22 protein-coding genes are annotated in these 25,953 nt (G+C 58.1%); 16 read left to right on the forward strand and 6 right to left on the reverse strand.

Annotated features, from left to right (window positions below):
- Positions 1–43: 43 nt before the first annotated feature.
- From QSJ80_RS06130 to rpoS, 3 genes are all read left to right on the forward strand, one after another.
- Positions 44–988 carry a DUF368 domain-containing protein gene (locus tag QSJ80_RS06130; RefSeq protein WP_285763522.1) on the forward strand — a complete coding sequence of 315 codons (945 nt, stop codon included), beginning with the start codon at positions 44–46 and terminating at the stop codon, positions 986–988.
- A gap of 241 nt (positions 989–1,229) precedes the next feature.
- The gene (locus QSJ80_RS06135; RefSeq protein ID WP_285763523.1) at positions 1,230–2,009 is read left to right on the forward strand and encodes a peptidoglycan DD-metalloendopeptidase family protein; all 780 of its coding nucleotides are present in this window, start codon (positions 1,230–1,232) and stop codon (positions 2,007–2,009) included.
- Positions 2,010–2,210: 201 nt separating this feature from the next.
- Positions 2,211–3,263 carry an RNA polymerase sigma factor RpoS gene (rpoS, locus tag QSJ80_RS06140; RefSeq protein ID WP_285763525.1) on the forward strand — a complete coding sequence of 351 codons (1,053 nt, stop codon included), beginning with the start codon at positions 2,211–2,213 and terminating at the stop codon, positions 3,261–3,263.
- An 83-nt stretch (positions 3,264–3,346) separates the two neighbouring features.
- On the opposite strand, the gene QSJ80_RS06145 is transcribed toward rpoS, so the two are convergent.
- The 3 genes from QSJ80_RS06145 to QSJ80_RS06155 all read right to left on the reverse strand — a co-directional run bounded on the left by QSJ80_RS06145 (position 3,347) and on the right by QSJ80_RS06155 (position 6,342).
- Positions 3,347–3,670: a YdbL family probable chaperone protein gene (locus tag QSJ80_RS06145; RefSeq protein WP_285763527.1), complete on the reverse strand. Its 324-nt coding sequence runs from the start codon at positions 3,668–3,670 to the stop codon at positions 3,347–3,349.
- A gap of 9 nt (positions 3,671–3,679) precedes the next feature.
- On the reverse strand, positions 3,680–3,871 hold the full coding sequence (locus QSJ80_RS06150) for a YnbE family lipoprotein (RefSeq protein ID WP_285763528.1): 192 nt from the start codon (positions 3,869–3,871) through the stop codon (positions 3,680–3,682).
- A 104-nt stretch (positions 3,872–3,975) separates the two neighbouring features.
- On the reverse strand, positions 3,976–6,342 hold the full coding sequence (locus QSJ80_RS06155; protein ID WP_285763529.1) for an intermembrane phospholipid transport protein YdbH family protein: 2,367 nt from the start codon (positions 6,340–6,342) through the stop codon (positions 3,976–3,978).
- A gap of 211 nt (positions 6,343–6,553) precedes the next feature.
- On the opposite strand from QSJ80_RS06155, the gene ggt reads away from it, so the two are divergent.
- The 3 genes from ggt to pepN all read left to right on the forward strand — a co-directional run bounded on the left by ggt (position 6,554) and on the right by pepN (position 12,646).
- Entirely contained in the window at positions 6,554–8,194 is a 1,641-nt protein-coding gene (gene ggt, locus QSJ80_RS06160; protein ID WP_285763530.1) for a gamma-glutamyltransferase, read from the forward strand.
- Positions 8,195–8,357: 163 nt separating this feature from the next.
- Positions 8,358–10,019 carry an amidohydrolase family protein gene (locus tag QSJ80_RS06165; RefSeq protein ID WP_285763531.1) on the forward strand — a complete coding sequence of 554 codons (1,662 nt, stop codon included), beginning with the start codon at positions 8,358–8,360 and terminating at the stop codon, positions 10,017–10,019.
- Positions 10,016–12,646 carry an aminopeptidase N gene (gene pepN, locus QSJ80_RS06170; RefSeq protein WP_285763532.1) on the forward strand — a complete coding sequence of 877 codons (2,631 nt, stop codon included), beginning with the start codon at positions 10,016–10,018 and terminating at the stop codon, positions 12,644–12,646. Before QSJ80_RS06165 ends, pepN begins: the two co-directional genes overlap by 4 nt.
- Before the next feature lie 25 nt (positions 12,647–12,671).
- Here the strand turns inward: pepN and QSJ80_RS06175 are convergent, their stop codons facing one another.
- Positions 12,672–13,217 carry a histidine phosphatase family protein gene (locus tag QSJ80_RS06175; protein WP_285763533.1) on the reverse strand — a complete coding sequence of 182 codons (546 nt, stop codon included), beginning with the start codon at positions 13,215–13,217 and terminating at the stop codon, positions 12,672–12,674.
- Positions 13,218–13,555: 338 nt separating this feature from the next.
- On the opposite strand from QSJ80_RS06175, the gene QSJ80_RS06180 reads away from it, so the two are divergent.
- The 5 genes from QSJ80_RS06180 (at position 13,556) to QSJ80_RS06200 (ending at position 17,166) form a co-directional block, all read left to right on the forward strand.
- Positions 13,556–14,821 carry an MDR family MFS transporter gene (locus QSJ80_RS06180; protein WP_285763534.1) on the forward strand — a complete coding sequence of 422 codons (1,266 nt, stop codon included), beginning with the start codon at positions 13,556–13,558 and terminating at the stop codon, positions 14,819–14,821.
- 134 nt (positions 14,822–14,955) lie between these two features.
- Positions 14,956–15,192 carry a DUF6868 family protein gene (locus tag QSJ80_RS06185; RefSeq protein ID WP_285763535.1) on the forward strand — a complete coding sequence of 79 codons (237 nt, stop codon included), beginning with the start codon at positions 14,956–14,958 and terminating at the stop codon, positions 15,190–15,192.
- Between the two features lie 116 nt (positions 15,193–15,308).
- Positions 15,309–16,016, forward strand: a complete 708-nt coding sequence (locus tag QSJ80_RS06190) for an SGNH/GDSL hydrolase family protein (protein ID WP_285763537.1) — start codon at positions 15,309–15,311, stop codon at positions 16,014–16,016.
- A 41-nt stretch (positions 16,017–16,057) separates the two neighbouring features.
- Positions 16,058–16,489, forward strand: coding sequence for an alternative ribosome rescue aminoacyl-tRNA hydrolase ArfB (gene arfB / locus QSJ80_RS06195; protein WP_285763539.1), 432 nt, complete (start codon positions 16,058–16,060; stop codon positions 16,487–16,489).
- Positions 16,490–16,533: 44 nt separating this feature from the next.
- Complete coding sequence (locus tag QSJ80_RS06200) at positions 16,534–17,166, forward strand: GNAT family N-acetyltransferase (RefSeq protein WP_285763540.1); 633 nt, start codon at positions 16,534–16,536, stop codon at positions 17,164–17,166.
- A 165-nt stretch (positions 17,167–17,331) separates the two neighbouring features.
- On the opposite strand, the gene QSJ80_RS06205 is transcribed toward QSJ80_RS06200, so the two are convergent.
- A complete protein-coding gene (locus QSJ80_RS06205; RefSeq protein WP_285763541.1) occupies positions 17,332–19,347 on the reverse strand; it encodes an oxidoreductase in 2,016 nt (671 codons plus the stop codon).
- A gap of 215 nt (positions 19,348–19,562) precedes the next feature.
- Between QSJ80_RS06205 and QSJ80_RS06210 the strand changes: the two genes are divergently transcribed.
- Genes QSJ80_RS06210 through QSJ80_RS06220 form a run of 3 tightly spaced genes read left to right on the forward strand, consistent with a single transcriptional unit; the run spans position 19,563 to position 23,828 of the window.
- Positions 19,563–20,273 carry an ABC transporter ATP-binding protein gene (locus QSJ80_RS06210; protein WP_285763542.1) on the forward strand — a complete coding sequence of 237 codons (711 nt, stop codon included), beginning with the start codon at positions 19,563–19,565 and terminating at the stop codon, positions 20,271–20,273.
- The gene (locus tag QSJ80_RS06215; protein WP_285763543.1) at positions 20,273–22,630 is read left to right on the forward strand and encodes an ABC transporter permease; all 2,358 of its coding nucleotides are present in this window, start codon (positions 20,273–20,275) and stop codon (positions 22,628–22,630) included. The genes QSJ80_RS06210 and QSJ80_RS06215 overlap by 1 nt, the downstream gene beginning before the upstream one ends.
- Before the next feature lie 13 nt (positions 22,631–22,643).
- Complete coding sequence (locus tag QSJ80_RS06220) at positions 22,644–23,828, forward strand: efflux RND transporter periplasmic adaptor subunit (protein ID WP_285763544.1); 1,185 nt, start codon at positions 22,644–22,646, stop codon at positions 23,826–23,828.
- Between the two features lie 31 nt (positions 23,829–23,859).
- On the opposite strand, the gene QSJ80_RS06225 is transcribed toward QSJ80_RS06220, so the two are convergent.
- Positions 23,860–24,498: a cupin domain-containing protein gene (locus QSJ80_RS06225; RefSeq protein ID WP_285763663.1), complete on the reverse strand. Its 639-nt coding sequence runs from the start codon at positions 24,496–24,498 to the stop codon at positions 23,860–23,862.
- A 158-nt stretch (positions 24,499–24,656) separates the two neighbouring features.
- On the opposite strand from QSJ80_RS06225, the gene QSJ80_RS06230 reads away from it, so the two are divergent.
- Both QSJ80_RS06230 and QSJ80_RS06235 read left to right on the forward strand, forming a co-directional pair.
- Positions 24,657–25,418, forward strand: a complete 762-nt coding sequence (locus tag QSJ80_RS06230) for an esterase/lipase family protein (RefSeq protein ID WP_285763545.1) — start codon at positions 24,657–24,659, stop codon at positions 25,416–25,418.
- Between the two features lie 60 nt (positions 25,419–25,478).
- Positions 25,479–25,946: a MaoC family dehydratase gene (locus QSJ80_RS06235; RefSeq protein ID WP_352176186.1), complete on the forward strand. Its 468-nt coding sequence runs from the start codon at positions 25,479–25,481 to the stop codon at positions 25,944–25,946.
- Positions 25,947–25,953 lie beyond the last annotated feature (7 nt).

Consider the following 25,953-nt stretch of genomic DNA (forward strand, 5'->3'; position numbering starts at 1 on the left):
GTACAGCGGCGCGACACGATAGATACATAAAAAGACACTTAATATGAACAAGCATTATCTTGGGGTCGCGGCGAAGGGTGCTGCGATGGGTGCGGCAGATGTGGTGCCCGGCGTGTCCGGGGGCACCATCGCCTTTATCACCGGGATCTATGAAGAGCTGCTGGAATCACTCAGCAGCCTCGGGGTCAAGACCGTTCGCACCCTGTTCAGCGACGGCATTGCCGCTGCTTGGAAGCAGTGCAATGGCAATTTCCTGCTGGCACTGTTTGCCGGTGTGCTCCTCAGCATTTTCACCCTGGCCAAGGTTATCAGTCTGGGGCTCGAGCACTACCCGATCGTCGTCTGGGCCTTCTTTTTCGGGTTGATCCTGGCGTCTGTGCTCCCGCTGTCGCGCAAGATGGGCAAGTGGGCCTGGCGTGACTGGGTCGCGCTGGTGCTGGGGTTACTGCTGGCATTCGCGGTCAGCGAACTGCGGCCGACTGAGGTCTCACCAACTCCCCTCAACCTCTTTCTCGGTGGATGTATCGCGATTTGCGCGATGATCCTGCCCGGCATTTCCGGGGCGTTCATCTTATTGATCGTGGGGCTCTATCCCGATGTGCTGGAAGCGGTGCACAACTTCGATCTGGGCAAACTGATCTTCGTGGGTCTCGGTGCAATCACCGGGCTGATGCTGTTCAGCAGGGTGTTGGTATGGCTGCTGCACCATTTTCACAATGTGACGCTGGCGTTTCTTGTTGGCATCCTGATCGGTAGCCTGAAAATCGTCTGGCCCTGGAAGCTGGCAAGCGCTGGCGGTGGAGAGGGCGAGGGCGCGCGGATTGAACTGATGAGCAATGTGCCGCCGTGGGTGTTTGCTACCGAAACAGGGCAGCCTTCCTACCTCGTTGCCGCATGTGTGGCCGCGCTGGTTGGTGCCGCGCTGGTGATACTGATCGAAAAGCTGGGTTATGACAGCGCTGGTCAAACGGGTTCGCAAAATGTTTAACACTGGCGTCCCGATGGCGCACACGGAAGCACATATGCGTCAGCGGCAGGACGGAATATCGGAAAAGCGGGTGCCGACGGGCTTTTAAAAGGCATTCTGATTACTTTTCGTTATACAATTTTCCGATAAACCGGGTTTTTTGATCGGAAAATAGAATAAAGAATTCACAAAACTTTCACATTTAGTGGGGCAGGGCAGTTTGGGGCAGTGCAGATTCGCAACTTGCGAAACCGGTAAATCGGTGAAGATTTTTACCTTGCTCCTTTTGGTTGTGGCTCTGGCTGCCTGCAGCGGTACTCTTGCTCCAACAGAATCCCTGGAACCGCCACCGCCGAGAAATATTTCCTACCATATTGTGGGAAAAGGGGAGACTTTGTACTCCATAGCCTGGAGGTATGGCAAAGATTACAGGCAACTCGCGGCCATTAATGGCATTGGCCGGAGTTACGAGATTTTCCCCGGACAAAAGCTGCGCCTACGCGGTGAGGCGGCGGCTTCGCAGGCCTCCATCCCGTCATCCGGCAGCGCACTGCGCGCGTCGGCCAAGCGCGCCCCGTCTGCGGTCAAGCGGACTGCGTCCGCAAATAAGCGCTTAAAATATTTAACACCGAAGAAGAAATCCCCGCCGCCCGCGCCCACCGCCAAGCATGCCATTACCTGGCACTGGCCGAGTAACGGCCGAATTCTGAGCAGGTTCCGTAGCGGCAGTGCTCCACACAAGGGTGTTGATATCGCCGGACAAAAGGGGGAACCTGTCTTGGCAGCGGCTGATGGCACAGTGATTTACGCCGGCAGTGCGCTCAGGGGCTACGGCAACCTGCTCATTATCAAGCACACCGAGGAATACCTTAGTGCTTACGCCCACAACGACAGGTTACTTGTCGGTGAGGGCGAGCGGATCAAAGCGGGCCAGAAAATTGCGGAGTTGGGCTCAAGTGGCACAGACCGCAATAAACTGCACTTTGAAATCCGCCATAATGGCAATCCGGTTGACCCTATGGCATACCTGAGACCGCGCTAGGCGTTCGGATTAAATATTCGGCCAGCAGTGCCAACAGTTTTACTGCGCAAATAATAAATGGATTTTGATTCCGTCGTTGCAGGTACGTGTGGTAGGGAGACATGAAGTCCCCTGTATCCAGCAAGGTTCGGGATAGAGCAACAACGAACTTGCTTCGTGAGCATTGATTAAATGCAGTCGGAGTTACGAGGAGTTGGGGATATGGAAGCGCAACAGCAGCAGGATTTATCTGCAGAAAAAGAGAATGTAACCAACCGGGCCGAGGCACCAGAGACTGGTTCCGAAGCTCCCGCCAAGCCAAAACAGAAACGCAAGAAAAGTACCAAGGTACGTTCGATAAGTACCACTATCAGTACCAACCGTGATGCCAGCAAATCCAAGCGGATTCTGGATGATGGTAACGGACGATTCGCAAAATCGCTGGACGCTACCCAGCTCTACCTGAATGAGATCGGATTTTCACCGCTGCTGTCGGCGGAGGAAGAGGTCTACTATGCGCGCAAGGCATTGCGCGGCGATGGTGCAGCGCGCAAGCGGATGATCGAGAGTAACCTTCGCCTGGTGGTCAAGATTGCACGACGTTACGTCAGTCGCGGCCTTGCGCTGCTGGACCTGATCGAGGAAGGCAATCTCGGCCTGATCCGGGCGGTGGAGAAGTTTGATCCTGAGCGAGGGTTCCGCTTCTCGACCTATGCAACCTGGTGGATTCGTCAGACCATCGAGCGGGCCATCATGAACCAGACCCGCACGATCCGGCTGCCCATTCACGTGGTCAAGGAGCTCAATGTTTACCTGCGAGCAGCGCGCGAGCTGGCCCAGAAGCTGGACCATGAGCCGAGCCCTGAAGAAATCGCCAACCTGCTGGAGAAACCTGTTGAAGACGTTGAGCGTATGCTCGGTCTGAACGAGCGGGTGACCTCAGTGGATACCCCGATCGGGCCGACTTCGGAAAAGACGCTGGTGGATACCATCCCGGACCAGCAAGTGTCAGACCCGGCCGAGCTTTTGCAGGACTCTGACCTGTTCGACAGCATTGACCGCTGGTTGACCGAGTTGCCGGAAAAACAGCGCGAAGTGGTAAGCCGTCGGTTTGGTCTGCGTGGCTTTGAAGCCAGTACCCTGGAAGAAGTTGGCCGGGAAATCGGCCTGACTCGCGAGCGGGTGCGCCAGATCCAGGTGGATGCGCTGAAGCGCCTGCGCGAGATGATGGAAAAGCAGGGGCTGGATAGCCACTCGCTGTTTGCCAATATGTAGCACTGTCGGATACGCAAACGCGTTTACCGGATGAAAGCCCGCATTTTGCGGGCTTTTTCGTTCAAGCTGTTTGCGCCCCGATTCTATTTCCGCACCCAGTTGCCCTGTGCGTTCTCATAGTACTGGCCTTTCTGCAGGCGTGCTTCGAGTTTCTCTGCTGCACGGGCAGCAACCTGTTCGACGGAAATGTTGTTGCGCTTGGCGATCTCCGCATATTTCTTGCGCCGGGCGTGGTTGACCTTCGCCACCAGTTTATCCACCCCTTCCTCGGCACGAATGACGGCGATGTAGCCACTGTTGGCCTCACCGACCAGTCCCTGGGCCTGGGCGTCCTTGAGTGTCAGCGCCACCGCGGGCAGTGACAGGGCAAGGCACAGGATCAATAGCGCTCCCTGAAATTTCTTCATGATTCCCTCCTAGAAAATATCGTCTTCGTCAGAGATGAGTTCTTCGAGTTCGCGGTCTACCTTGACACGGATTTCGTGCTCAATCTTGACGTTCAGGTTGACGGTTATCGGCTCGCTCGGGGCCTGGACCGCAACCGTCGGTGTACAGCCGGCGGTGATGCCAGCCGCTAACAACAGCGCCAGCAAGGCGTTTGATTTCATCACTCTCTCCCTTTGCTCGACCCGCCTTTACACGGGCAGGCTGGCCGTAGCCATGACCAGTTAAAGATTAGGTTATTGTTTCTGAATCGTGCCTGAACCTGCCTCTATCGCAGGCTGTCTTCCAGCGATTCCGTCAGATCGCGGCTGGCCTGTAGTGATCGCAACATCTGCAGAATGTTGTTCTCCACATTCAGGTTAAGGATCAAGTCGCGATTTTTATCCAGTGAGGCGCTTTTCCCGACGAGCCGCAGCCCGAGCCTGAGGTCACCTGATGTGGGGTAGTCGATGCTGCCCGTCAGCTCCCGGAAGTGGTAATCCTCCAGCGCTCCGGCAAGCAAGGCCAGTTGCGCGTTGCTTGCCAGCGTCCCCGGCGAGAAGGCGCCATAGTAACGCAGTTCACCGCCGGGCGCGTGGCTGCGCAGCTTGCCATCCTCGACGATCACGCCGCCATCGGTAAAGCTGAGGGGTAGTTGCAGGTCGACTGTTCCCGTCATGGAGAGTCCTTTCATCGCCAGAGCATCCCCGAGTGCCCCGAGGCGCAGTCCGTTGACAGTCACGGGGAAGACTCCTTCATCACCCGGCACAAGAAGCGGTGCGCTGACGTCGCCGTCGAGAAGCCTGGCCCCGAATTGTTCGATACGGGGTAATTTATTACTTCCTCTTGCGACGACCCGCATTTTAATATTTTCAATCGGGATACCCGGGTCGAATTTTTTGATCGTAAGTGGCAGCGCATAGCGAACGGCTCCGGCAGAACCGTCATACTCGATCCGACCGCTGGTGCTGAGCCCTGTTGCGAAACTGTCGCGGTGTGTAATCGCGAGCTGCGATGCGTCCAGATCCAGCGTCGCTTTCAGTGTGTGCGGGCTCCAGTCGACAGCCCCCTTGCCGGAGAGAGTGCCATGTAGAAGATTAACGGGCAGGCCTTTGACCAGGTTGGCGAGTGATTGTTTTTCTGAAAACTCTATGGACGGAACGGCGAATGTTACCTCGCCCACATGCTTTTCCAGTGAATGTGTACCCTCGATTTTGAGGCGCGCATGCTGGGCGACACTCAGGTTCAGTTGCCCGTGCAATTGATCCCCGGCGAGGCGTATGGAGCCGTTGACTTCTGGGGCGGTAATGGTTTTCCCATGGGATCTTGCGCTCAGCGCACGGCTACTGAAATCGATATGCGCCACATCACCCTCTACCCGTAATTCCCGTACCTGCAGTTTTCCGTCAGTTAATTCGAGGTTTGGCAATGTCAGCCAGTCGATCGGGAGTTCTACATCCTGCACACGGCATTGCCGTGACATCGGATGGCATGCAACTTCGCCGGTGTCTATTTCGAGGAGCTGTTCCGAATCGGACCCCGAACTGGAACCGGTCAGTGAAACGCTGGTAGACGGTGCGATGATTTCTGTAATGCCAGTGCTGAAGCTGGCAGTAATCTTTGCCGGTTGAGGCAGGGCCAGGTCAATGCGGGTGGGCGCAGTGAGGCCTATCTGTCTTATGGCATCCGGCCATGGTTGATTGCCGGTGTCCGCGGCAGGCAATGCAATCGCCTGAGGGCCGACCGTAGCCAGTTCGATATTGAACGGGCTTTCGAGTGACAGCTGGCCCAACTGGCGCAGGGTGACAGGGCCCGCGCTGGTGATGGTGAAAGTCTTGCCAGTGTCGGCATTGGTGGCCTGTAGCGGCTTGGCGGCGACGGAAGCCTGCAGTGCGCGTATTGCACTGAGGTCAGTCAGGTTGTCGGTAAATCGCCAGTGCGCAGAGAAAATCGTGTGGCCGCTCAGGCGCCATCTGCCCGCACTGATTCTTGCTGTTGGACTGGCCCCGCCGCGCAGCTCGGCGATCCAGTCCCGCTTTTGTTTCTGGAGCTCAAGCGTTGTGTGCAGTGTGGGTTTGTCGCCTGGCTCTGAGGGGTGAAAGCGGACGCTTGCCAGCAGGCCCTCGCGTTGGTCGGCGCCGAGATCGAGATCGACGGACAGTTGATGCAGCGGGTGGGTTACCGCCAGCTGGTAATTCTGCTGTTGCGTATCACGCAGTAGTGTTGCCGAGACATGGTCCCGGATACCGGGCAAACTCAGTGATTCAATGGCCAGCGATAACTGCGGCACACTGCCCAGAGCCTTGAGCAGGTCCGTAACCGGCAGCGCCGGTAACAGCTTCGAATCCTGTGTCGCGGGGGCCTGCACTGGTGTCTGCCCGTGTACCTCTTCAACGGCGGTGTGCCGGATGCGGATTGTGTAGTGAGGCGCTGCGGCCCACAGGCCGGCATTGTCGATATTGATGCCTGAAAGGCGTAGGCGATAGAGGTTGCGAAGCGTTACTTCAGCGGAGCCAATGTGAGTGGCTTGCGCTCCGATCCGTGTGTCCCCAACATGGGTGAGTTCGATGCCGTGCTTCTGCAGCCAGTGGTTGGCTGCGGGTTGCAGCCAGCTGTGTCGCGCGATCCAGAGTGCGCTGATAACAATAATCAACATTGTTATTAAAGCGAAAAGCGACAGGGCAATGCGACGCATCGACATAATTCAACGGATGTAGTTTATTTAAGGCACTGTCAATTATGACCTTGATGCGGATCGAATCGCTCACTCTGCGGGCGCAGCTGGCATGCAAGTCCATCCGGATACAGGAAGAATAAACGATCCGCCGGCGCTGCAGGCGCCTATTTACATAAATTAAGGGAAGGCTATGGGGTTTGACCGGGTTTGTGGGGCAGAATTTGCGAGCCGCTCGATGGTGCTCGGGCGCCGGGGTATGGCCGCAACCAGCCAGCCGCTGGCGACGCAAGTGGCGCTGGATATGCTCAGGCGGGGCGGAAGTGCCATGGATGCGGCGATTGCAGCCAATGCATTGCTGGGGCTGGTCGAGCCGACCGGATGCGGTGTAGGTGGGGACCTTTTTGCTCTGGTCTGGGATGCTTCGGAGAAGGCGTTGGTGGGGTTGAATGCCTCAGGACGTTCTCCTCGGGGCCTGTCGCTCGAAGCGCTGCGTGAGCGTGGCATCACACGCATGCCCGAGCGTGGCCCGTTGAGTGTATCGGTGCCGGGCGCGGTCGACGGCTGGTGCACCTTGCATAGTCGGTTCGGCCGGCTGCCCTTTGCCGACCTGTTCGCGCCTGCGATTGAATACGGAAAGTCCGGCTTTCCGGTAACCCAGTTGATCGCGCATGAATGGGCGGAAAATATCAAGGCGCTGGCCGAATTCCCGGGTTTTCTCGAGGTGTTCGCGCCCGGCGGTGCCGCACCGGAAGAGGGCGATATTTTCCGCAATCCCGCGCTTTCGGAAACCTACCGCGCCATCGCGGATGGCGGCCGCGATGCGTTCTATACCGGTGACATTGCTCGCACGATCGCTTCGTACCTGAATGAAAATGGTGGATTCCTCACCGTCGAGGACCTGGCTTCACACCATTCTGACTGGGTGCAGCCTGTCAGCACCAGTTATCGCGGCTGTGAAGTCTGGGAACTGCCACCCAACGGGCAGGGTATTGCCGCACTGCAGATACTGAACATTCTCGAGGGCTACGAGCTGGCGCAGCTCGATCGCTTCGGGGCGGATTTTGTCCACCTGTTTACCGAGGCCAAGAAGCTGGCGTTCGAAGATCGCGCGCGTTTCTATGCTGACCCGGATTTCGCCGATGTCCCGGTAGATGCATTGATTTCCAGGGAATACGCCGGGCAGCGGCGATCACTGATTGACCCGCTGCGGGCCGCGGACCGTGTCGCCTCCGGCAACCCGGCACTCGGGCGGGGTGACACCGTGTATCTCACCACTGCCGATGAACAGGGCAATATGGTTTCCCTGATCCAGAGTAACTACCGCGGCATGGGATCAGGCATGACGCCGCCGGGTCTGGGCTTCTGCCTGCAGAACCGCGGTGAAATGTTCAGTCTTGCGGACAACCACCCCAATGTATACGCCCCGGGCAAACGCCCGTTTCACACGATTATTCCCGCGTTCATCACGCGTGGCGGCCGGCCCTGGGTCAGTTTTGGAGTTATGGGGGGCGCCGCACAGCCGCAGATGCACGCGCAGGTCGTGATCAACCTGGTGGACTACGGAATGAACCTGCAGGAGGCCGGGGATGCCGCCAGGATCCTGCACAATGGTTCGAGCGAGCCTACCGGAGAATTGATGGCGGATGGCGGCAGCCTCAGCCTGGAAAGGGGGTATTCACCCTCTACCCGAACCCGGCTTGCCGATATGGGGCATCGGTTGAGATACGCGCGCGGCGACTTTGGTGGCTATCAGGCCATCATGCGCAACGACAACGGCGTCTATTCCGGCGCCTCCGAATCACGCAAGGACGGCTGTGCGGCGGGCTATTGATTGAGCGGCCCTGGCAGCATGCAGGTGCGTCAGTTCCCGGGTCTGGCGTTGGCACGGTGGAGCGGGAATCGGTATCCTGCGTTCATTGCCGGCGGAGTGCTTTTCCTGTCGTGCCATTGAGCACCGGCCCCGTCGACCTGCCCGATCAAAAAAGGATAACGATGTGAGAGTGAACCCCTGTCACCGCCTGGCCACGCTTTGCATGGCTGTTTTCTGTTCGATAGGTTCCCTGCTGGCTTCCCATGCAGTGGCTGCCATTCCGGATGCGCCTGATCGCGAGCGTGGTGAAGGCCCGTTCCAGCGCCTGATTCTGCGTGGCGGTACCCTGATCAATGGCGAGGGCGCACCGCCGCGTGGACCCGTGGATATCGTCATCGAGGGTAACCGCATTACCCGCATCCAGAGCGTCGGCAACCCCGGTATGCCGATCCTGGCGGAAAAACGGCCAAAAGCGGAGGCCGGGGATCGTGAAATCGACGTGGCGGGCATGTACATTCTGCCGGGCCTGATTGATATGCATGGGCACATTGGTGGAAAGGAGCAGGGTACGCCGGCGGAGTATGTGTTCAAGCTCTGGCTTGCCCACGGTGTAACGACGGTGCGTGAGCCAGGCAGTTTCAATGGTCTCGACTGGACCCTGAAGCACAAGCGACGCAGTGAGGAAAATGCCATTGCCGCGCCGCGACTCGTGCCTTACGTGGGATTTGGTATGGGCTACCCCCAGCCAATCAATTCCGCCGAGGAGGCGCGCGACTGGGTAAAGCGCACCCACAAACAGGGCGGTGAGGGAATCAAGTTTTTCGGGGCGCACCCGGATATCATTCGCGCCGCCATCGAAGAGGCCGGTAAGCGAGGCATGGGCACTACTATGCACCATGCGCAGCTGGACGTGGCCCACCTGAACGCCCTGGATTCAGCGCGCATGGGGCTCACCAGTATGGAGCACTGGTATGGCTTGCCCGAGGCCTTGTTTGAAAACGGGCCCATCCAGAAATATCCCGCAGACTACAACTACAACGATGAGCAGGATCGTTTCGGTGAAGCGGGCCGGTTGTGGGCACAGGCCGCCGCACCTGGAAGCGAAAAGTGGAATCGCGTCCGCGACGAGTTGATTGAGCTGGACTTCACCCTGGACCCAACCTTTACGATCTATGAGGCAAGCCGGGACTGGATGCGCGAGCGCCGTGCGGAATGGCATGACGATTACACACTGCCAAGCCTTTGGAAATTCTTCCAGCCTAGCCGCAACGCGCACGGCAGCTACTGGTTTGACTGGACCACGGCGGACGAAATTGCCTGGCGGGACAACTTCAGCCGCTGGATGACGTTTGTGAATGATTACAAGAACCATGGCGGTCGCGTAACAGTGGGCTCGGACTCCGGTTACATCTACAAGGTGTACGGGTTCGGTTATATCCGTGAGCTGGAATTGTTGCAGGAAGCCGGTTTTCACCCGCTGGAAGTCATCCGGGCGGCCACCATCCATGGTGCTGAGGCACTGGGGCGAGAGCATGAGCTTGGCTCCGTGCGGGAAGGCAAGCTTGCCGACCTGATCGTTGTGCCTGAAAACCCGCTACATAATTTCAAGGTGCTGTATGGTACTGGCCACCTGAAACTCAACGATAGTAATGAACCGGTGCGCGTGGGTTCGGTCAAGTACACCATCAAGGACGGCATCGTCTACGAAGCTGCGCAGCTGCTTGCCGATGTTCGTGCGCTGGTAGAGGCCGCTCGTAAGGAAGCCGAGGTGTACGAAAGCCCTGTCCTCTCAAACAAGTCAGTAACAGCAGCCCGGGTGGTTGCCGGCCAGGAGTCAACGCGATGAAAGATGCACAGCCACGTACCATCTACCTGAAGGATTACCGCGCGCCGGATTACTGGATTGACGAGACCCACCTCACATTCGACCTGCAACCCGATGCTACTCTGGTTGAGTCCCGCCTGAAGGTGCGGCGCAACCTTGATCAGGGCAACGACCTGCCGAAACTGGTACTTGATGGCGTCGAGCTGGAACTGGTTTCGGTGGCGATAGACGGGCAGTCGTTGTCGGCCGACGAGTATGTGCTTTACGACGAAAGCCTGGAGCTGCCGGTTTCCAGGCCTGCCTTTGAACTGCAGATCCTGACGCGAATAAAGCCGGAGTCCAACACCTCACTGGAGGGGCTCTACCTTTCCAATGGCATGTACTGTACCCAGTGTGAGGCAGAGGGCTTTCGCAAAATCACCTTCTATCCCGACCGCCCGGATGTCATGTCCCGGTTCACAACCAAGGTGATCGCGCCCAGGAGCTACCCGGTATTGCTTTCCAACGGCAACGATATTGAACGCGGCGAACTGGACAATGATCGCCACTTCGTTACCTGGCAGGACCCGTTTCCGAAACCCTCCTACCTGTTTGCGCTTGTTGCCGGGGATCTGGAGCACGTCGATGAAACCTTCACCACCAAGAACGGGCGTGAGGTCAAACTGCAGCTGTTTACCGAGCCGCGTAATATCCACAAGTGCGACCATGCCATGCGTTCGCTCAAGCACAGCATGCGCTGGGACGAGGAAGTGTACGGGCGGGAGTACGACCTGGATATTTTTATGATCGTTGCGGTCGATCACTTCAATATGGGGGCGATGGAAAACAAGGGCCTCAATATCTTTAATTCCTCCTGTGTGCTGGCCAGCCCGGAAACCGCCACAGATGCGGCATTCCAGAGAATCGAGGCGATTGTCGGGCACGAGTATTTCCACAACTGGTCCGGTAACCGGGTTACCTGCAGGGACTGGTTCCAGCTCAGCCTCAAGGAAGGTTTTACGGTATTCCGCGATGCCGAATTTTCCGCAGATATGAACTCTGCTGCGGTCAAGCGGATTGAGGACGTGGTGCTGCTACGCGCATCGCAGTTTGCCGAGGATGCGGGTCCCATGGCGCATCCCATCCGGCCGGAATCCTATATGGAGATTTCCAACTTCTACACCCTGACCGTTTATGAAAAGGGTGCGGAAGTGGTGCGGATGATCCATAACATCGTCGGCAAGGAAGCATTCCGCAAGGGCTCCGACCTTTATTTTGATCGCCATGATGGGCAGGCAGCGACCTGTGAGGATTTCGTGGCCGCCATGGAAGAGGCCAGCGGTAAAGACCTGGAGCAGTTCCGCAACTGGTATAACCAGGCCGGTACCCCGCTACTGGAGGTCAGTGACAGTTTCGATGAGCAGAAGTCCGAATACCATTTGCATGTGAAACAATCCTGTCCACCAACACCCGGGCAGAAGGAGAAGCAGCCCTTCCATATTCCTTTCGCCATCGGGCTGCTCGACAGTGCCGGCAAGGACATTCCCCTCAATGCGCAGGGCGATACGCAACTGGTGCTCGATGTTACGCAAACGGAGCAGACTTTCTCCTTTGATGGGGTTGGTGAGCGTCCGTTGCCATCTCTGCTACGGGGTTTTTCGGCGCCGGTGAAGTTGCGTTATGACTACTCTGCGGAACAGCTGGCTTTCCTGATGAGCCATGACAGTGACGGGTTCAATCGCTGGGACGCGGGGCAGCGGCTGGCGCTGCTGGTGCTGGAGGACCTGCAGGCAGCCTACCGGGCTGGAGAACAGTTGGTGCTGGACACACGCCTGGCCGATGCATACCGCGCAGTGCTGGAGGCTGACGACCTGGATCTAGCCGTGCGTGCAAAGATGCTGGAACTGCCAGCCGAGCAGATTATTGCGGAGTCTTCCGATGCCATTGATGCCGAGGCCATTATCGCGGCCAGAAGCTTTTTGAAGCAGGCGCTGGCCGAAGCGCTGGAGCCGCAGCTTTCCAACTGGTACACAAGGCTCGATGTGGAAAAGCCGTACAGTCCATCATCCGCCGATATCGCAGAGCGTAGCCTTAAGAATACCTGTCTTGCGTACCTTGTCCTGCTGCAAAAGCCGGAGTACCGCACGCTGGCAAACAAGCAGTTCGCGCAATCAGGCAATATGACAGATTGTGCGGCAGCGCTGGCAGCGCTGGTCAATAGCGGCGATGAGGTACTGTCCCGCAGCGCACTGGATGCATTTTACGAAAAATGGCAGGAAGATCCCCTTGTGTTCGACCAGTGGCTGGCAATTCAGGCGGGTAGTGCCCGATTCGGCACCCTGCAGCGAGTGCGGGACCTGCTGGAGCACCCTGCATTCGAGCTGACTTCGCCGAACAAGGTACGTTCAGTGGTGGGCGCATTCGCAATGCGTAACTTTACCCAGTTCCATGCTGGCGAGGGGGAAGGCTTTGATTTTCTTGCGGATTTTGTGATTCGCCTGGACAAGGTCAATCCCCAGATCGCCGCCAGGCTGGTCACACCGATTACCCGCTGGCGGAAATACCAGTCACCCATGCAGGAGTTCATGCACGCATCCCTGGCACGGGTAATGGCCGCTGGTAACCTGTCCAAGGACCTTTATGAAGTAGTGAGCAAGGGACTGGCGTAAGCCAGCCCTTTCCTGCCGCTCAAGATCAAAGCACCTGGCCGCGTTTCTGGCGGCCCAGTGAGTGCAGCCGCAGCGCGCCGCGGCTGTTCTCGATTTCAGTAATGGAGGTGTAATCCGGCCGAAACTGGATCACCTCTGTCTTGCCTTCCAAATGTGCGACCACGGCATTAATCACCATCAGGTGAGTGAAAATTACCGCGTCGCCATCGAGTTTCTGTAAGAAATCCATGATGCCCGCTTTCCACTCCTGCTGCTCATCGCCGAGCTCGTGCCAAGCCTGTTTCATGATCTGCTCGATCCACGCCGGGCGGCCCTCCAGCGGGGTTCCGCTGGGCGCGGGGATTTCCCGCACTGCGTTGCTGATGATCGGGGTTTGCGCCCACACCCGTGCCAGCGGGGCCGCAGTCTCCTGTGCTCGGCACTTGGGACTGCTGTAAATCGGGTAGGGCCCGCCCAGTGACCAGTTTTCTGCAAGTGCCTCGGCTTGCCTAAGGCCTTCATTGCCAAGGCCGGGGTCGGCTTCGCTTCCATATTTCGCCGAGGCAGCTCCATGGCGTACCAGGTAAATCATAAACTCTCCGACGGATCCCAGTTTTTTTGTATAGCCTCTTGCAATCCTCTGTGGGGCGCATTAGATTGCTATTTATTCAATCTAACAGGTAATCACGATCATGTACCGATCGCAATCTGCAAACAGCGCAACTCCTGCACGAAAACTACAGCTGGTTTCGTGTCGCGGCGTCGTCTCTGTGCTGCGTGCGATTTCTGTTGTCATGGAGAAGCATGACCATTTTGATTGATACCTGAATTAATTTTTCTGGAAGGTGTCAGCCTTCCAAAAGAAAACCCGGAAGGCGACTTCCGGGTTTTTTTTTGCCGGTGGGTCGGCAGGGATGCGAGGGATATGCAATGAAAGACAACTGGAGGGCACAGATTCGCGGATTTTCGCCGGTGGTCTGGATCATCATGGCAGGCAGTTTTTTCTGTCGCGGTACCTATTTTATGGTGTGGCCGTTCCTGTCCATCCTTCTGTACCGCAAGTTCGGGTTGGGCGCTGCAGAAATCGGCCTGATTCTGACGGCAACGGCAGTGGGTGCATCCCTGCTGGGCTTTTATGTCAGTGCACTGTCTGATCGCTACGGGCGCAAGCGGATGTTGCTCGCTGGCGGCTGGCTGAACGCGGGCGCTTTCGTGATGCTGATGTTGGCGGAGTCGTTACAGGACTTCGTTATCGCAATGACACTGTGTTCCATAGGGCGCGCTATCTGGGAGGGGCCGGCGTCCGCCCTGATAGGGGACCTTGTGCGTGAGCGCCACGCCCGTGAGCTGGCACTGCAGTTGCGTTATTTTATTATCAATATCGCTGCCGCTATTGGCCCGGCCATTGGCCTCTGGGCGGGGTTGACCGCCCAGCAGTTAACTTTCGGCCTTACAGCCGCGTCCTATATCGCGCTGAATATCGTATTGATGGTAGTGTTCCGGGAGCTGCGTGTGCGCCGCGCCCGGCAAGAGTCCTCGGGAATGCGGACCACCTTGTCTGTATTGCGCAGGGACCATCTGTTTCTTGCGATTATCCTGGCAAACATCCTGACGTTGTTTGTATATGCACATATGGATTCCTCCCTGGTGCAGTACCTGACGCGAGAAGGAGTAGAAGAGCTGGTGGGGCTTGTTTCCAGCTTGATCCTGATCAATGGTTTAACGATTATCACGCTGCAGTTTCCACTGTTGCGCCTGACTGCCGGCTGGCCGCTCAACTATCGGATCTATTGTGGCCTCGCGTTGCTCGCGCTTTCGCAGCTCTGGTACGCGCTTAATCCACCACAATTCATTGCCGGATGGATGGGTGCGACATTTCTATTGAGCGTTGCGGAGACGCTGCTGTTCCCCACGATGAGCGTGCAGGTTGACCGGCTTGCACCGGACCATATGCGGGGTGCGTACTTCGGGGCTGCGTCTTTTTATGCGTTTGGCTGGGCGCTGGCGCCCATTGTTGGAGGGCTGGTGCTCGACGCGTGGGGTGGGCCGGTATTGTTCGGGACAACTGCGGTGTTGACGCTTGCGGCTGCGGGCATATATTCGGTTTCCGGAAAGCTGAGCCGGCCGCATCTGATCTCGGAAGCGGAGGATTTGGGTCTTGCCGGTGGGGCAGCACTTGCAGAGCATGCAGCCTAGGGGGTTATGCCCAGACAACCGGAAGGTATGTTGCAGGATTGACCCTTGCGACATGCCTGCCGGTAGTTTAGTTTTTTTGATTGTTTTAATAATCTCTGAATTTTAATAAACAGCAGGTTGGCCAGAATATGGATATGGAAATGATCAGGGCGGTGCTCGGTTGGACCACCGTTATCAATATTGCAATATTGGTGTTGAGTACGATCGCCGTCATTTGCATGCGCGGTTTTATTTCGAAGTTTCATGGGCGCTTGTTCGGACTGGATGAAAAAGATCTGGGGCGCGCATATTTTCAATATATCGCCCAGTACAAGATCGCAATCATTGTGCTGAATATTGCGCCTTATATCGCCTTGAGAATCCTCAGTTAACGGCGCCTCTTAAGGCCGGCAATTCCCTGGCCGCCCTAACTATACTCAGACCTGAACTGTGTCACTGAGGTGCCGCCAATCCGTCGGCGGCACGCGGGATTCGACGGAGGGTTTGAGTGATACACAGCATTACGTCGAAGCTGTTGTCGCCAGTATGCCTGGCTCAGGGGGCTTATGTACGCACGGTTTGCCCGAACCTGCCGGAGGCGGCTGGTGCGCGTTGTGGGGAGGAGGGCTATGGTAGTCCCCTGAGGATCCTGATTGCGGGTGATTCAGCCGCCGCCGGCGTTGGTGTGCAGACCCAGGCCGAGGCCCTGGCCGGCCGCCTCACTGACTGTCTGAAACATTCCTATCGGGTGTACTGGAGGGTGCTGGCGGAAACGGGGCGTACCTCCCGCGGCCTGCTTGAGCTGCTTGATAACGATGCCGAAGCAGAGTCATTCGATGTGGCCCTGGTTTCAATTGGTGTCAATGACGCCACCCGCGGTACCACACCGCTGGAATGGGTAGATAATCACCGCGCGCTCGCACGAACCTTTGCGGAGAAGTACCAGATCTCTCACGTGGTCTTGTCTGCCCTGCCGCCGGTAGAGTTCTTCCCGGTATTGCCACAGCCGCTGCGCTGGTGGTTGAGCCTCAGGGCGCAGGTATTCAACCAGTTGTTGCACGATCATGCGCAGCAAGTATCATTCTGCTCGGTACTGTCGCCGGAATTTCCCGCGGACCCGACCTTCCTTGCCGAGGACGGATTCCACCCCGGTGCACTGGCTTACGAGCACTGGGGCAGGTATGCAGCGGATCATATCCGCAAGCTGATTGCCTGAGGGCTCCGACTCCCTAACAAAACCGGTTTAGAAAACAGCGTATGGCCGATAGCAGTCCGTCCCTGCGGATATCCAACAACGTTTCCCTGCCACTGGATGAAATTGAACTCAGTGCAATCCGGGCGCAGGGGGCGGGCGGCCAGAACGTCAACAAGGTCTCCTCCGCAATTCACCTGCGTTTCGATATCCAGAAATCCTCGCTACCACCGTTTTACAAGGACCGGTTGTTGGCTTCGAATGACAAGCGCATAAGCAAGGAAGGGCAGCTGGTTATCAAGGCGCAGCGGTTTCGTACACAGGAGAAAAATAGGGAAGATGCGCTCGAGCGCCTGCGCGAACTTATCGTTTCCGCAGGGCAGGTACAGAAAGCCCGTGTAGCGACCAAACCCACGAAAGGCTCGCAGCGGCGCAGGCTGGACTCGAAGACTCGGCGTGGGAATATCAAGTCGCTGCGTGGAAAAGTCTCGGAATGAGGGTATGCCGCGGTGGGAAATTAAGATTATAAGAATAAGAAAATATGCTCGACATCCAGTTCAGGCCAGCCACGCCCGAGGACGTATCCGAAGCCGTCCCACTGATACACAGCTCCGGTCCCGCCGCGTTCAATTATGTCTTCTGTTGTCGGTCGAATGACGAAGCAAGGCATTTCCTGCGTGAAGCATTCAGTTTACGGAGCTCTGAGTGGAGCTATATCAATCATTGCGTGGTGGAATACCAGGGTCGTTGCATCGGTATCGGCGCAGTGAAGGAAGCAGGTCAGAATCGGCGGTTTATGTTTGCGGCTTTGCGCCGGATTTTTGCTTTTTACGGGCTTGCCCGGGCCCCGGGTGTGATCTTGCGGGGGCTTCGTACAGAGCGTGTCATTGCGCCGCCCGTGCCTGGCGTGGGCCTCATATACGATGTGGCAATAGCGCCAGAATACCGCGGTCGCGGTATTGGACGCTTGCTGGTTGAGCATCTCCTCAAGAAAGTTACCTCCAGCGGATACGGGGTAGCGGCGCTTGACGTAGCGGATACCAACCACGGGGCCCGGGAGCTCTACGAATCGATCGGCTTTCGGGTATCAAGGTCGCGCAAAGGCGGCCCCCGGTCAGCTTATGGAGAGCTTGTAAGCCATCACTACATGGAGATTTCACTCGGCAATGAATGAGCCTCCACCCTCACTAGCGAATCAGCGCTCGCGACGGGTGATGGTGAAGCTCGGTATGGCCCGGGATCCGGCAGATGATTTTGACCACCCACTGGTCCCGGAGGGCAATCCGGCCAGGCGAAACGTTTTGTATCGCATCGCCCGGGCGGACTGGGCTGGGTAGCCTTAAATAGCAGCCGCCAGACGGGTGCCTTGGTCGATAGCGCGCTTGGCATCGAGTTCGGCGGCCACATCGGCGCCGCCGATCAGGTGATGGGGCTTCTGCAGGTTGTCCACCAGCTCGCGACGTGGATCCTGTCCTGCGCAGACAACAATATTGTCCACGTTCAGAACCTGTACCTCATCACCGATCTTCACATGCAGGCCCTGATCGTCGATCTTCAGGTACTCGCAGCCCGGGATCATCTTTACGCCCTTGTTGGCGAGTCCCTTGCGGTGAATCCAGCCGGTAGTCTTGCCGAGGCCGGCGCCAACCTTGCTGACTTTTCGCTGCAGCAGGAAGACTTCACGCGGTGACGCTGGTACCTGGGGTGTGATGCCCTCGATGCCGCCACGGGCCTGCAGGCTCATGTCCACGCCCCATTCACGCATAAAGCTTTCGATATTGGTGCTGCTGTCGCCGCTGTGGGTCAGGTACTCGGACACATCGAATCCGATACCGCCGGCCCCGATGACAGCGACGCTGTTTCCGACCGGCTTCTTGTCGCGCAGCACGTCCAGGTAACCCAGCACTTTTTCGTGCTCGATGCCGGGAATCTGCGGCATGCGCGGGGTGATACCAGTAGCGATGATGACCTCGTCAAAGTCACCGCTGTTGAGTTCTTCGGCAGAAACTGCATGACCAAGCTTGACCTCGACAGCATTCAATTCCAGCTGACGCTTGAAATAGCGCAGGGTTTCGGAAAATTCTTCCTTGCCCGGGATTTGCTTGGCGATATTGAACTGGCCGCCAATTTCGTCGGCGGCCTCAAACAGGGTTACCGCATGGCCGCGCTGCGCGGCCGCATTGGCGAATGCCAGGCCGGCGGGCCCGGCGCCGACTACCGCCAGCTTTTTGACCTGGGTTGCAGGCAGCAGGTTCAGTTCGGTCTCGTGGCAGGCGCGCGGGTTAACCAGGCAGCTGGTCATCTTGAGACTGAATACGTGGTCCAGGCAGGCCTGGTTACAGCCGATGCAGGTGTTGATTTCGTCGGCGCGTCCCTCGGCGGCCTTGTTGACGAACTCGGCATCGGCGAGGAAGGGGCGGGCCATGGAAACCATGTCGGCATCGCCTCGCGCCAGTACGTCTTCAGCAACTTCCGGGGTATTGATGCGGTTGGAAGTGATCACGGGGATGGACAGCGCATCCCTGAACTTGGCTGTGACCCAGGTAAATGCCGCGCGCGGTACCTTGGTGGCGATAGTAGGAATACGGGCCTCGTGCCAGCCAATGCCGGTGTTGATGATTGTGGCCCCGGCCTTTTCGATGGCCTTTCCGAGCGTGACAATCTCGTCGTAGTCGCTGCCGCCTTCAACCAGGTCCAGCATCGACAGGCGATAGATGATGATGAATTCTTCACCCACCGCTTCACGCACACGGCGTACGACTTCAACCGGCAGTCGCATACGGTTCTCGTAGGCACCACCCCATTCGTCGTCGCGCTGGTTGGTGCGCAGGGCCAGGAACTGGTTCAGGAAGTAGCCTTCCGAGCCCATGATCTCGACACCATCGTAACCACTTTCCCTGGCCAGGACAGACGCCCGGATGAAATCCTGAATCTGATCTTCGATTTCTTCCTCGGTCGCAGCAGACGGGGTAAACGGGTTGATGGGGGCCTGGATAGCAGACGGGGCGATCGGGTTTTCATTGAAGGCGTAGCGGCCGGTGTGCAGTATCTGCATACAGATCTTGCCGCCTTCCCTGTGTACCGCATCGGTGATCTTGCGGTGGTCGGCGCAGTCAGCCTCGGTGCGCAGCATCTTGGTGTGTTCGTGGGTGGCCGCGCGCTTGTTGGGACCGAAACCGCCGGTCACAATCAGGCCAACCCCGCCGCGGGCGCGCTCGGCAAAAAACTCAGCCATGCGATCGTGACCATCCGGTGCTTCTTCCAGACCGGTATGCATGGAGCCCATCAAAACCCGGTTCCTGAGGGTGGTAAAGCCCAGATCGAGCGGGGCAAGCAGGTGTGGATATTGCGTCATTGTTTTATTTCCTGTTGCGTGGGCCTTCTTCAGTTCAGACCGGGCCCAATGTATGGCCGTACCCTAACAGCAATACGGAGGGGGCGGCAGTGGCCAAACCGGTCTATTCAGGTGGCAGGCATTTTCAGTCGCGCTTGACCTGCATCACTGAAAACCGCTGGCGCCTGACTGATCATTCCTATAATGCAAATGTCTGGAACGCAGGGATGGTACATATGGACAGGGAACAGGTGTTCCATGCCGAGGGGCTCACCAAGGTTTACCCGATGGGAGACCTGGAGGTAAAGGCTCTACGCGGGATCGACCTGGATCTGTACCGCGGTGAGCTGGTGGTTTTACTGGGCGCATCGGGTAGCGGCAAGTCCACGTTGCTGAACATCCTGGGTGGTCTGGATTCGGCCTCAAGCGGCGAGGCATGGTATTGCGGCGACTCCATTACCAGTGCCAGCCTCGAAACCCTGACAGAGTTCCGGCGTCGCCACGTTGGCTTTATCTTCCAGTTCTATAACCTGATCCCCAGCCTGACCGCGCAGGAGAATGTCGCCATCGTTACCGATATTGCTGCGAACCCCATGCCGCCACTGGAGGCCTTGAAGCTGGTGGGCATGGAAGCGCGCGCCAACCACTTTCCGGCCCAGCTGTCCGGTGGTGAGCAGCAGCGTGTGGCCATCGCGCGGGCCATTGCCAAGCGCCCCGAGGTATTGCTGTGTGACGAGCCCACCGGTGCACTGGATTCGCGCACCGGGGTGGTGGTGCTGCAGGCGCTGGAACGGGTCAATCGGGAACTGGGTACCACCACAGTGGTCATCACCCACAATGTTGCCGTACGTGCCATGGCGGATCGGGTCATCGAGATGACCGATGGGCAGATTTCCAGCGTCTATGTTAATCCCGACAAGAAAACACCGGCGGAGATCAGCTGGTAATGCTGGCCCTGCAGCGCAAGCTGTTCCGGGACCTGTGGCTGATCCGCAGCCAGGTGTTTGCCATTGCCATGGTGATTGCGGCGGGGGTGGGCGTCTGCATCATGTCACTGTCGACCTGGAAGGCGCTGGAGCTGACCAAGGACACCTACTACCGCGAATATCGCTTTGCCGATGTGTTTGCCAGTCTCAAGCGTGCGCCCCTGGGGGAGATGCAGCGCATCCGTGCTATCGACGGCGTGCGTGCCGCACAGGGGCGGGTCATCAGCGGCGCCAACCTGCATATCCCCGGGTTCGCGGAGCCGATTACAGGATTACTGTCGAGCCTGCCGCAGGCGCACGAGCTCAACCAGCTGGTATTGCGTCGTGGCCGTTACCCGGATCCGGCCCGGAGCGAGGAGGTCCTGTTGTCAGACGCGCTGGCGGATGCGCACCGACTCAACCCGGGCGACCAGCTGGCGGCTGTGATCAACGGCCGTTACCGCACTCTGCGGATTACCGGCATCGCGCTCAGCCCCGAGCATGTTTACCAGATCGCCCCCGGTGCGATCCTGCCCGACTTCAAGCGCTTCGGAATCCTGTGGATGCCACGTCGCAGCCTCGAGCGCGCGCGGGATATGGATGGCGCCTTCAACGACCTGGTGGTGCAGCTCAGCCGTGATGCGGACCAGGCCCGGGTGATCCGGGAAATTGACCGCCTGCTGATGCCCTATGGCGGCCGCGGCGCTTACGGTCGGGAGGACCAGCTATCGGAGCGTTTCCTGCGCGAGGAGTTTGGCCAGCTCAAGACCATGGCCTACCTGTTCCCACTGATATTCATGGCGGTGGCAGTTTTCCTCCTCAACGTGGTGATTCAGCGGCTCGTCGCGACGCAGCGTGAAAACATTGCCGCGCTCAAGGCATTCGGTTACCACGACCGGGAAATATTCCGGCATTACGCCGAGCTGGTGGCGGTGATTGCGAGCATCGGTATTTTGCTGGGCATTGCCTTGGGTACCTGGCTCGGCAAGGGACTGTCGAATATCTATATGGAGTACTACCGCTTCCCGTTCCTGCTGTTCTCCCTGCCGCTCGATGTATTGCTGCTGGTGTGTCCACTGGCATTGCTGGCGGCGCTCGGCGGAAGCTGGCGGGCGGTGAAGGGCGCGGCAGACCTGCCACCGGCACAGGCTATGCGCGGCGAGCTGCCAGTGGATTACAAGGCATCGTGGCTGGAGAAGGTCGGTGTGACGCGCCGCCTGCGCCCCGATACCCGTATGGTGGTGCGCTACCTTGAGCGCCAGCCGCGCAGGGCCCTGATTGCGATAGCGGGGCTTTCACTCGCAACAGCCATCATGATGGTGGGTAGCTTCCAGATGGATGCAGCCAATTTCATGGTCCACGTGCATTTCGATGTAACCCAGCGAGAGGATGTACAGCTGGGTTTTACCGAGCCGGTTGCGCAGAAAGCACTGGGTAGCCTGCGCAATATCGAAGGTGTCCGTTATCTGGAAGGTTATCGTTCGGTACCGGTACGGCTTCGCAACCGGCAGTTCCATGAGCGTATCAATATTCAGGGGCTGCAGACTGATGCGCAGTTGCAGAAGGTGCTGGACATCGAATTTCGGGAGTTGCGCCTGCCGCCCGCGGGCCTGCTCCTGAGCGAGCGACTGGCACAGAACCTGAGGGTGCGGGTTGGAGACTTGCTACAGGTGGAAGTGCTGGAGCAGGGCCAGCAGAAAGTACAGATTCCGGTAGCGGCGATTACCCAGCAGTTCTTTGGCATGAGTGCCTATATGAATGTGGATGCGCTAAATCGGGTGATGCAGGAAGGCCGGACTTTCAGCGGTGCATTGCTGCAACTCGAGCCGGGCACCGAGGAGGGTGTATACCGCGAGCTGCTGGATATGCCGCGTGTGGCCGGTATCGGTGTGCGACAGGCAATGTTGAACAGCTTCAACGATATTCTGGAGCGTTCTTTGCTGACGTTCACCTTCATCAATACGATCCTGGGCGGTGTGATTGCCACGGGGGTGGTCTATAACACTGCGCGCATCGCTTTTTCAGAGCGCGCACGGGAACTGGCGAGCCTCAGGGTGCTGGGTTACCGCCAGGGTGAGGTGGCCTACGTTTTACTGGCGGAGCTCGGGATACTTACGTTGCTGGCGATTCCCATCGGGTTTGTCATTGGCCATCATCTTTGCGCGTTCCTCGCCAGCCAGTTACAGAGCGACCTCTTTCGTGTGCCGCTGGTGCTGGAGTCGCGCACTTATGCCATGTCGGCACTGGTGATTGTGGTTTCCTCGTTGCTTTCCGGCTGGTACCTTTGGGAAAAGGTCCGTGGGCTCGACCTGGTCGAAGTGCTGAAAACAAGGGAATAAGACGGAAATCCACATGCAGTTGAAATCGGCAAGAAGCCTCAGGTTCATCGCAGTACTGATCGCAGTGGCGTTGTTGCTGGTCTGGGGCCTGTGGCCGAACCCCAAGTGGGTCGAGATTGCCAAGGTCAAGCGCGGCAACCTGACGGTCGTGGTAGAGGAAGAGGCTTATACGCGCGTGGTCGACCGCTATACCATTTCCGCGCCGGTCAATGGCTACCTGTCACGCATTCCGCTGGATGTGGGTGACAGTGTAGGGGAGGGCGCCGTGGTGGCCAGCCTGAAACCCATGCCCGCAGCGGCGCTGGATGCCCGCAGCCGCGCCGCAACCCTTGCCGACAGGGAGGCCGCCAAAGCTGCGCTGAGCGGTTCTGCGGAGAGTATTGAGAGCGCGAGTACGGCATACGACCTGGCGCAGCGGGAATTCGGGCGACTGGAAAAACTCGCGCAGGGGCGCATGATTTCCAGGCAGGCGCTGGACTTGGCACGCACGGAAATGATCCAGGCGGAGACGCGGCTCAGGTCTGCCCGCTTTACCAATCTGGTGGCGAAATATCGCCTGGCCGCGGCCGAGGCGCGGCTCAGCGGAGCGGGCTTGATCGAGGGTGAGGCGCTGATGGTGAATACCCCGGTGCCTGGCAGGGTGCTGGCGTTGCATCGTGAGAGCGCCGGGACCGTGGTGGCCGGTGAGCCCCTGCTGGATGTGGGCGATCCCACTTCGCTGGAAGTAGTGGCGGAAGTGCTGTCAGAAGATGCGGTAAAGATTACCGAAGAAACCCCGGTGGCGTTCAGGCGCTGGGGCGGGGCCGATGACCTCGAGGGGCGGGTCAAGCGGGTGGAGCCGAGGGGCTTTACCAAGATTTCCGCCCTCGGGGTTGAGGAGCAGCGGGTGCTGGTGTTGAGCGAAATCACATCGGAGCCGGCACAGTGGCAGCGACTGGGTGACGGCTTTCGCGTGGATGCCGAATTTGCCATCGAGTCGCATGAAAATGTATTGATCGTGCCGGAGAATGCGCTGTTTCGTGCTGGAGAGCAGTGGCTGCTGTACCGTGTGGACGGTAGCCGGGCGCTTGAGACGGCGGTGGGCGTGGTCGCACGCAATGGTTTCGAAGCGGCGATTACCGGCCTTGAAGAAGGCGATACGGTGATCGCCAATCCGGATACCGATGTGGCTGACGGTATCCGGGTGCGGGAGCGCTAGGGCTCCCGGCGTTTCTGGTTTAACGGCTGGCTCAGGGCAGGTGCCCCGTCTTGACCCAGATTACGGTCTCCTCCTCGACCCGCGGGAAGTGGTTGCTCATATGGGGGCTGCGCAACCAGCAACCGGTCGGGTAGCTGCCGTATTCATCCTGGAAGGTACCGGACAGTACCAGGATTTCCTCGCCGCCAAAGTGGGTGTGTGGCTGAAAAACTTCTCCTGCAGGCCACTTCACCAGGGCCACGTTTTCGCCCTCGAAATTGTGCAGCGGCATAACCTCAAGTTTTCCGATCCCGGGTAGCCAGTCGGCAGTATTGGTGTTGACCCGGACTTCCGTCTTGTCCTGCGGATTGAACTGGTTCAGTTTCACCAGAATCGTACAGCCCTCTTTGCTGAACGGTGCATGATCGCTGCCCGGCGGGTTGCGCAGATAGGTGCCGGCGGGATAGTCACCGTGCTCATCGGAGAATACACCGTCAAGCACAAGAATCTCCTCTCCCAGAGGGTGGGGGTGAGTGGAGAAGGCCGAGCCGGGTTCATAACGGACAATGCTGGTGGTGTGCCCGGATTCCTTTGCCTCTCTCTCGAGGGGCTTGCGCCAGACGCCCGCTGCGGGGCTGGCGACCCAATCCTGGCTGGCGGTCTCAATCACCACTCGCTGGTCAAAGTCCATGTTCAGCACTGATATCGGCTCCTTTGGCGTTTCTAGGTCTGTTTTCGGCGCAAATATATGTCACCGCACGGGTATCTGGGTTGCCCGTGCCGGGGCCGATTATAAAATAATCCTTAGGGATGGAGTCAAAACCACAAAAGGGGCGCACAGAGAGTGGCATGATTGGATCAAGAAACTATTTAATCGCCAGACATTGTTTTCTGCTGGGCTTGCTGCTGTGTTTGCCGGCGAAGGCGGATATATTTTCCGACTTTGACGTGGAGGAACAGTGCGTTGTGCTGTTGCACGGTCTGGCGCGCACGGAACGTTCGATGGGGGCGATAGCGGACGAGCTTGCCGATGCAGGATACCGGGTGGCCAATATCGGTTATCCCTCTAGGGAACACCCGATCGAAGTGCTTGCGGTGGATGCCGTTGGGCGCGGTGTTGAGCAGTGCGCCGACGCCGGGGAATTGCATTTCGTGACCCATTCCCTCGGCGGGATTCTGGTGCGCCAGTATGTTGCGCGCTATGGGCTGGAGCGGCTCGGCCGGGTGGTGATGCTGGGCCCGCCAAACCAGGGCAGTGAAGTGGTGGATGCCTACCGGGACCTGCCGGGTTTTGGTCTCTGGAACGGCCCGGCCGGAGCACAGCTGGGAACCGGCGCCGACAGCTTTCCGCGGCAGCTGGGCCCGGTTGATTTCAAGCTCGGTATCATCGCAGGGAGCTGGACTAACAACCCGATTCTTTCGTTGATCCTGCCGGACGCGGATGACGGCAAGGTAACGGTTAAAAACACCAGGCTGGAGGGTATGTCGGACCATCTGGTGATGCCGGTAACCCACACGTTTATGATGCGTAACGATGCTGTTATCGAGCAGGTCATGCACTTTCTGGATTACGGCTGGTTTGATCGCGACGAACGACTTCGTGCGAACTAGATAATCCGGGGCTGCCTTCGGTATCCTTCTGGTTTCATTGCAAGCTCACGGGAACTCATTATGTTGATGGCGACAATCGTGCCGGTGGATCGGATCGGGGACTTTGTCGGTTTTGTCTCGGAACCAACCGACTGGCTCTGCATCGACCAGGATCGTATCGACGCTTTTGCGGATGCCACCCTGGACCATCAGTTTATCCATGTGGATGAGGAGGCATCCAGGCACGGCCCATTTGGCAGCACCATTGCGCATGGATTCCTGTCGCTTTCCCTGATCTCCCACTTTGCCTCACAGTTCAGCATCAGTATTGAAGGCGTGACCCTGGGTATCAATTACGGCCTGGACAAGGTGCGCTTCCTGAACCCTGTCAGGGTGGGCAGCAATATTCGTGCGATTGCGAAAATCCTTGAAATCCGGGAGAGGCAAAAGGGCCGCTACCTGATGAAATTCGAAGTGACCATCGAAATTGAAGGGCAGGAGCAGCCGGCCCTGGTTGCCGATTGGCTGGTAATGCAGATAGTCGCATGATCATGAT

This window comes from Biformimicrobium ophioploci, assembly GCF_030270605.1.
GTDB classification, from domain to species: Bacteria; Pseudomonadota; Gammaproteobacteria; order Pseudomonadales; family Cellvibrionaceae; genus Biformimicrobium; species Biformimicrobium ophioploci.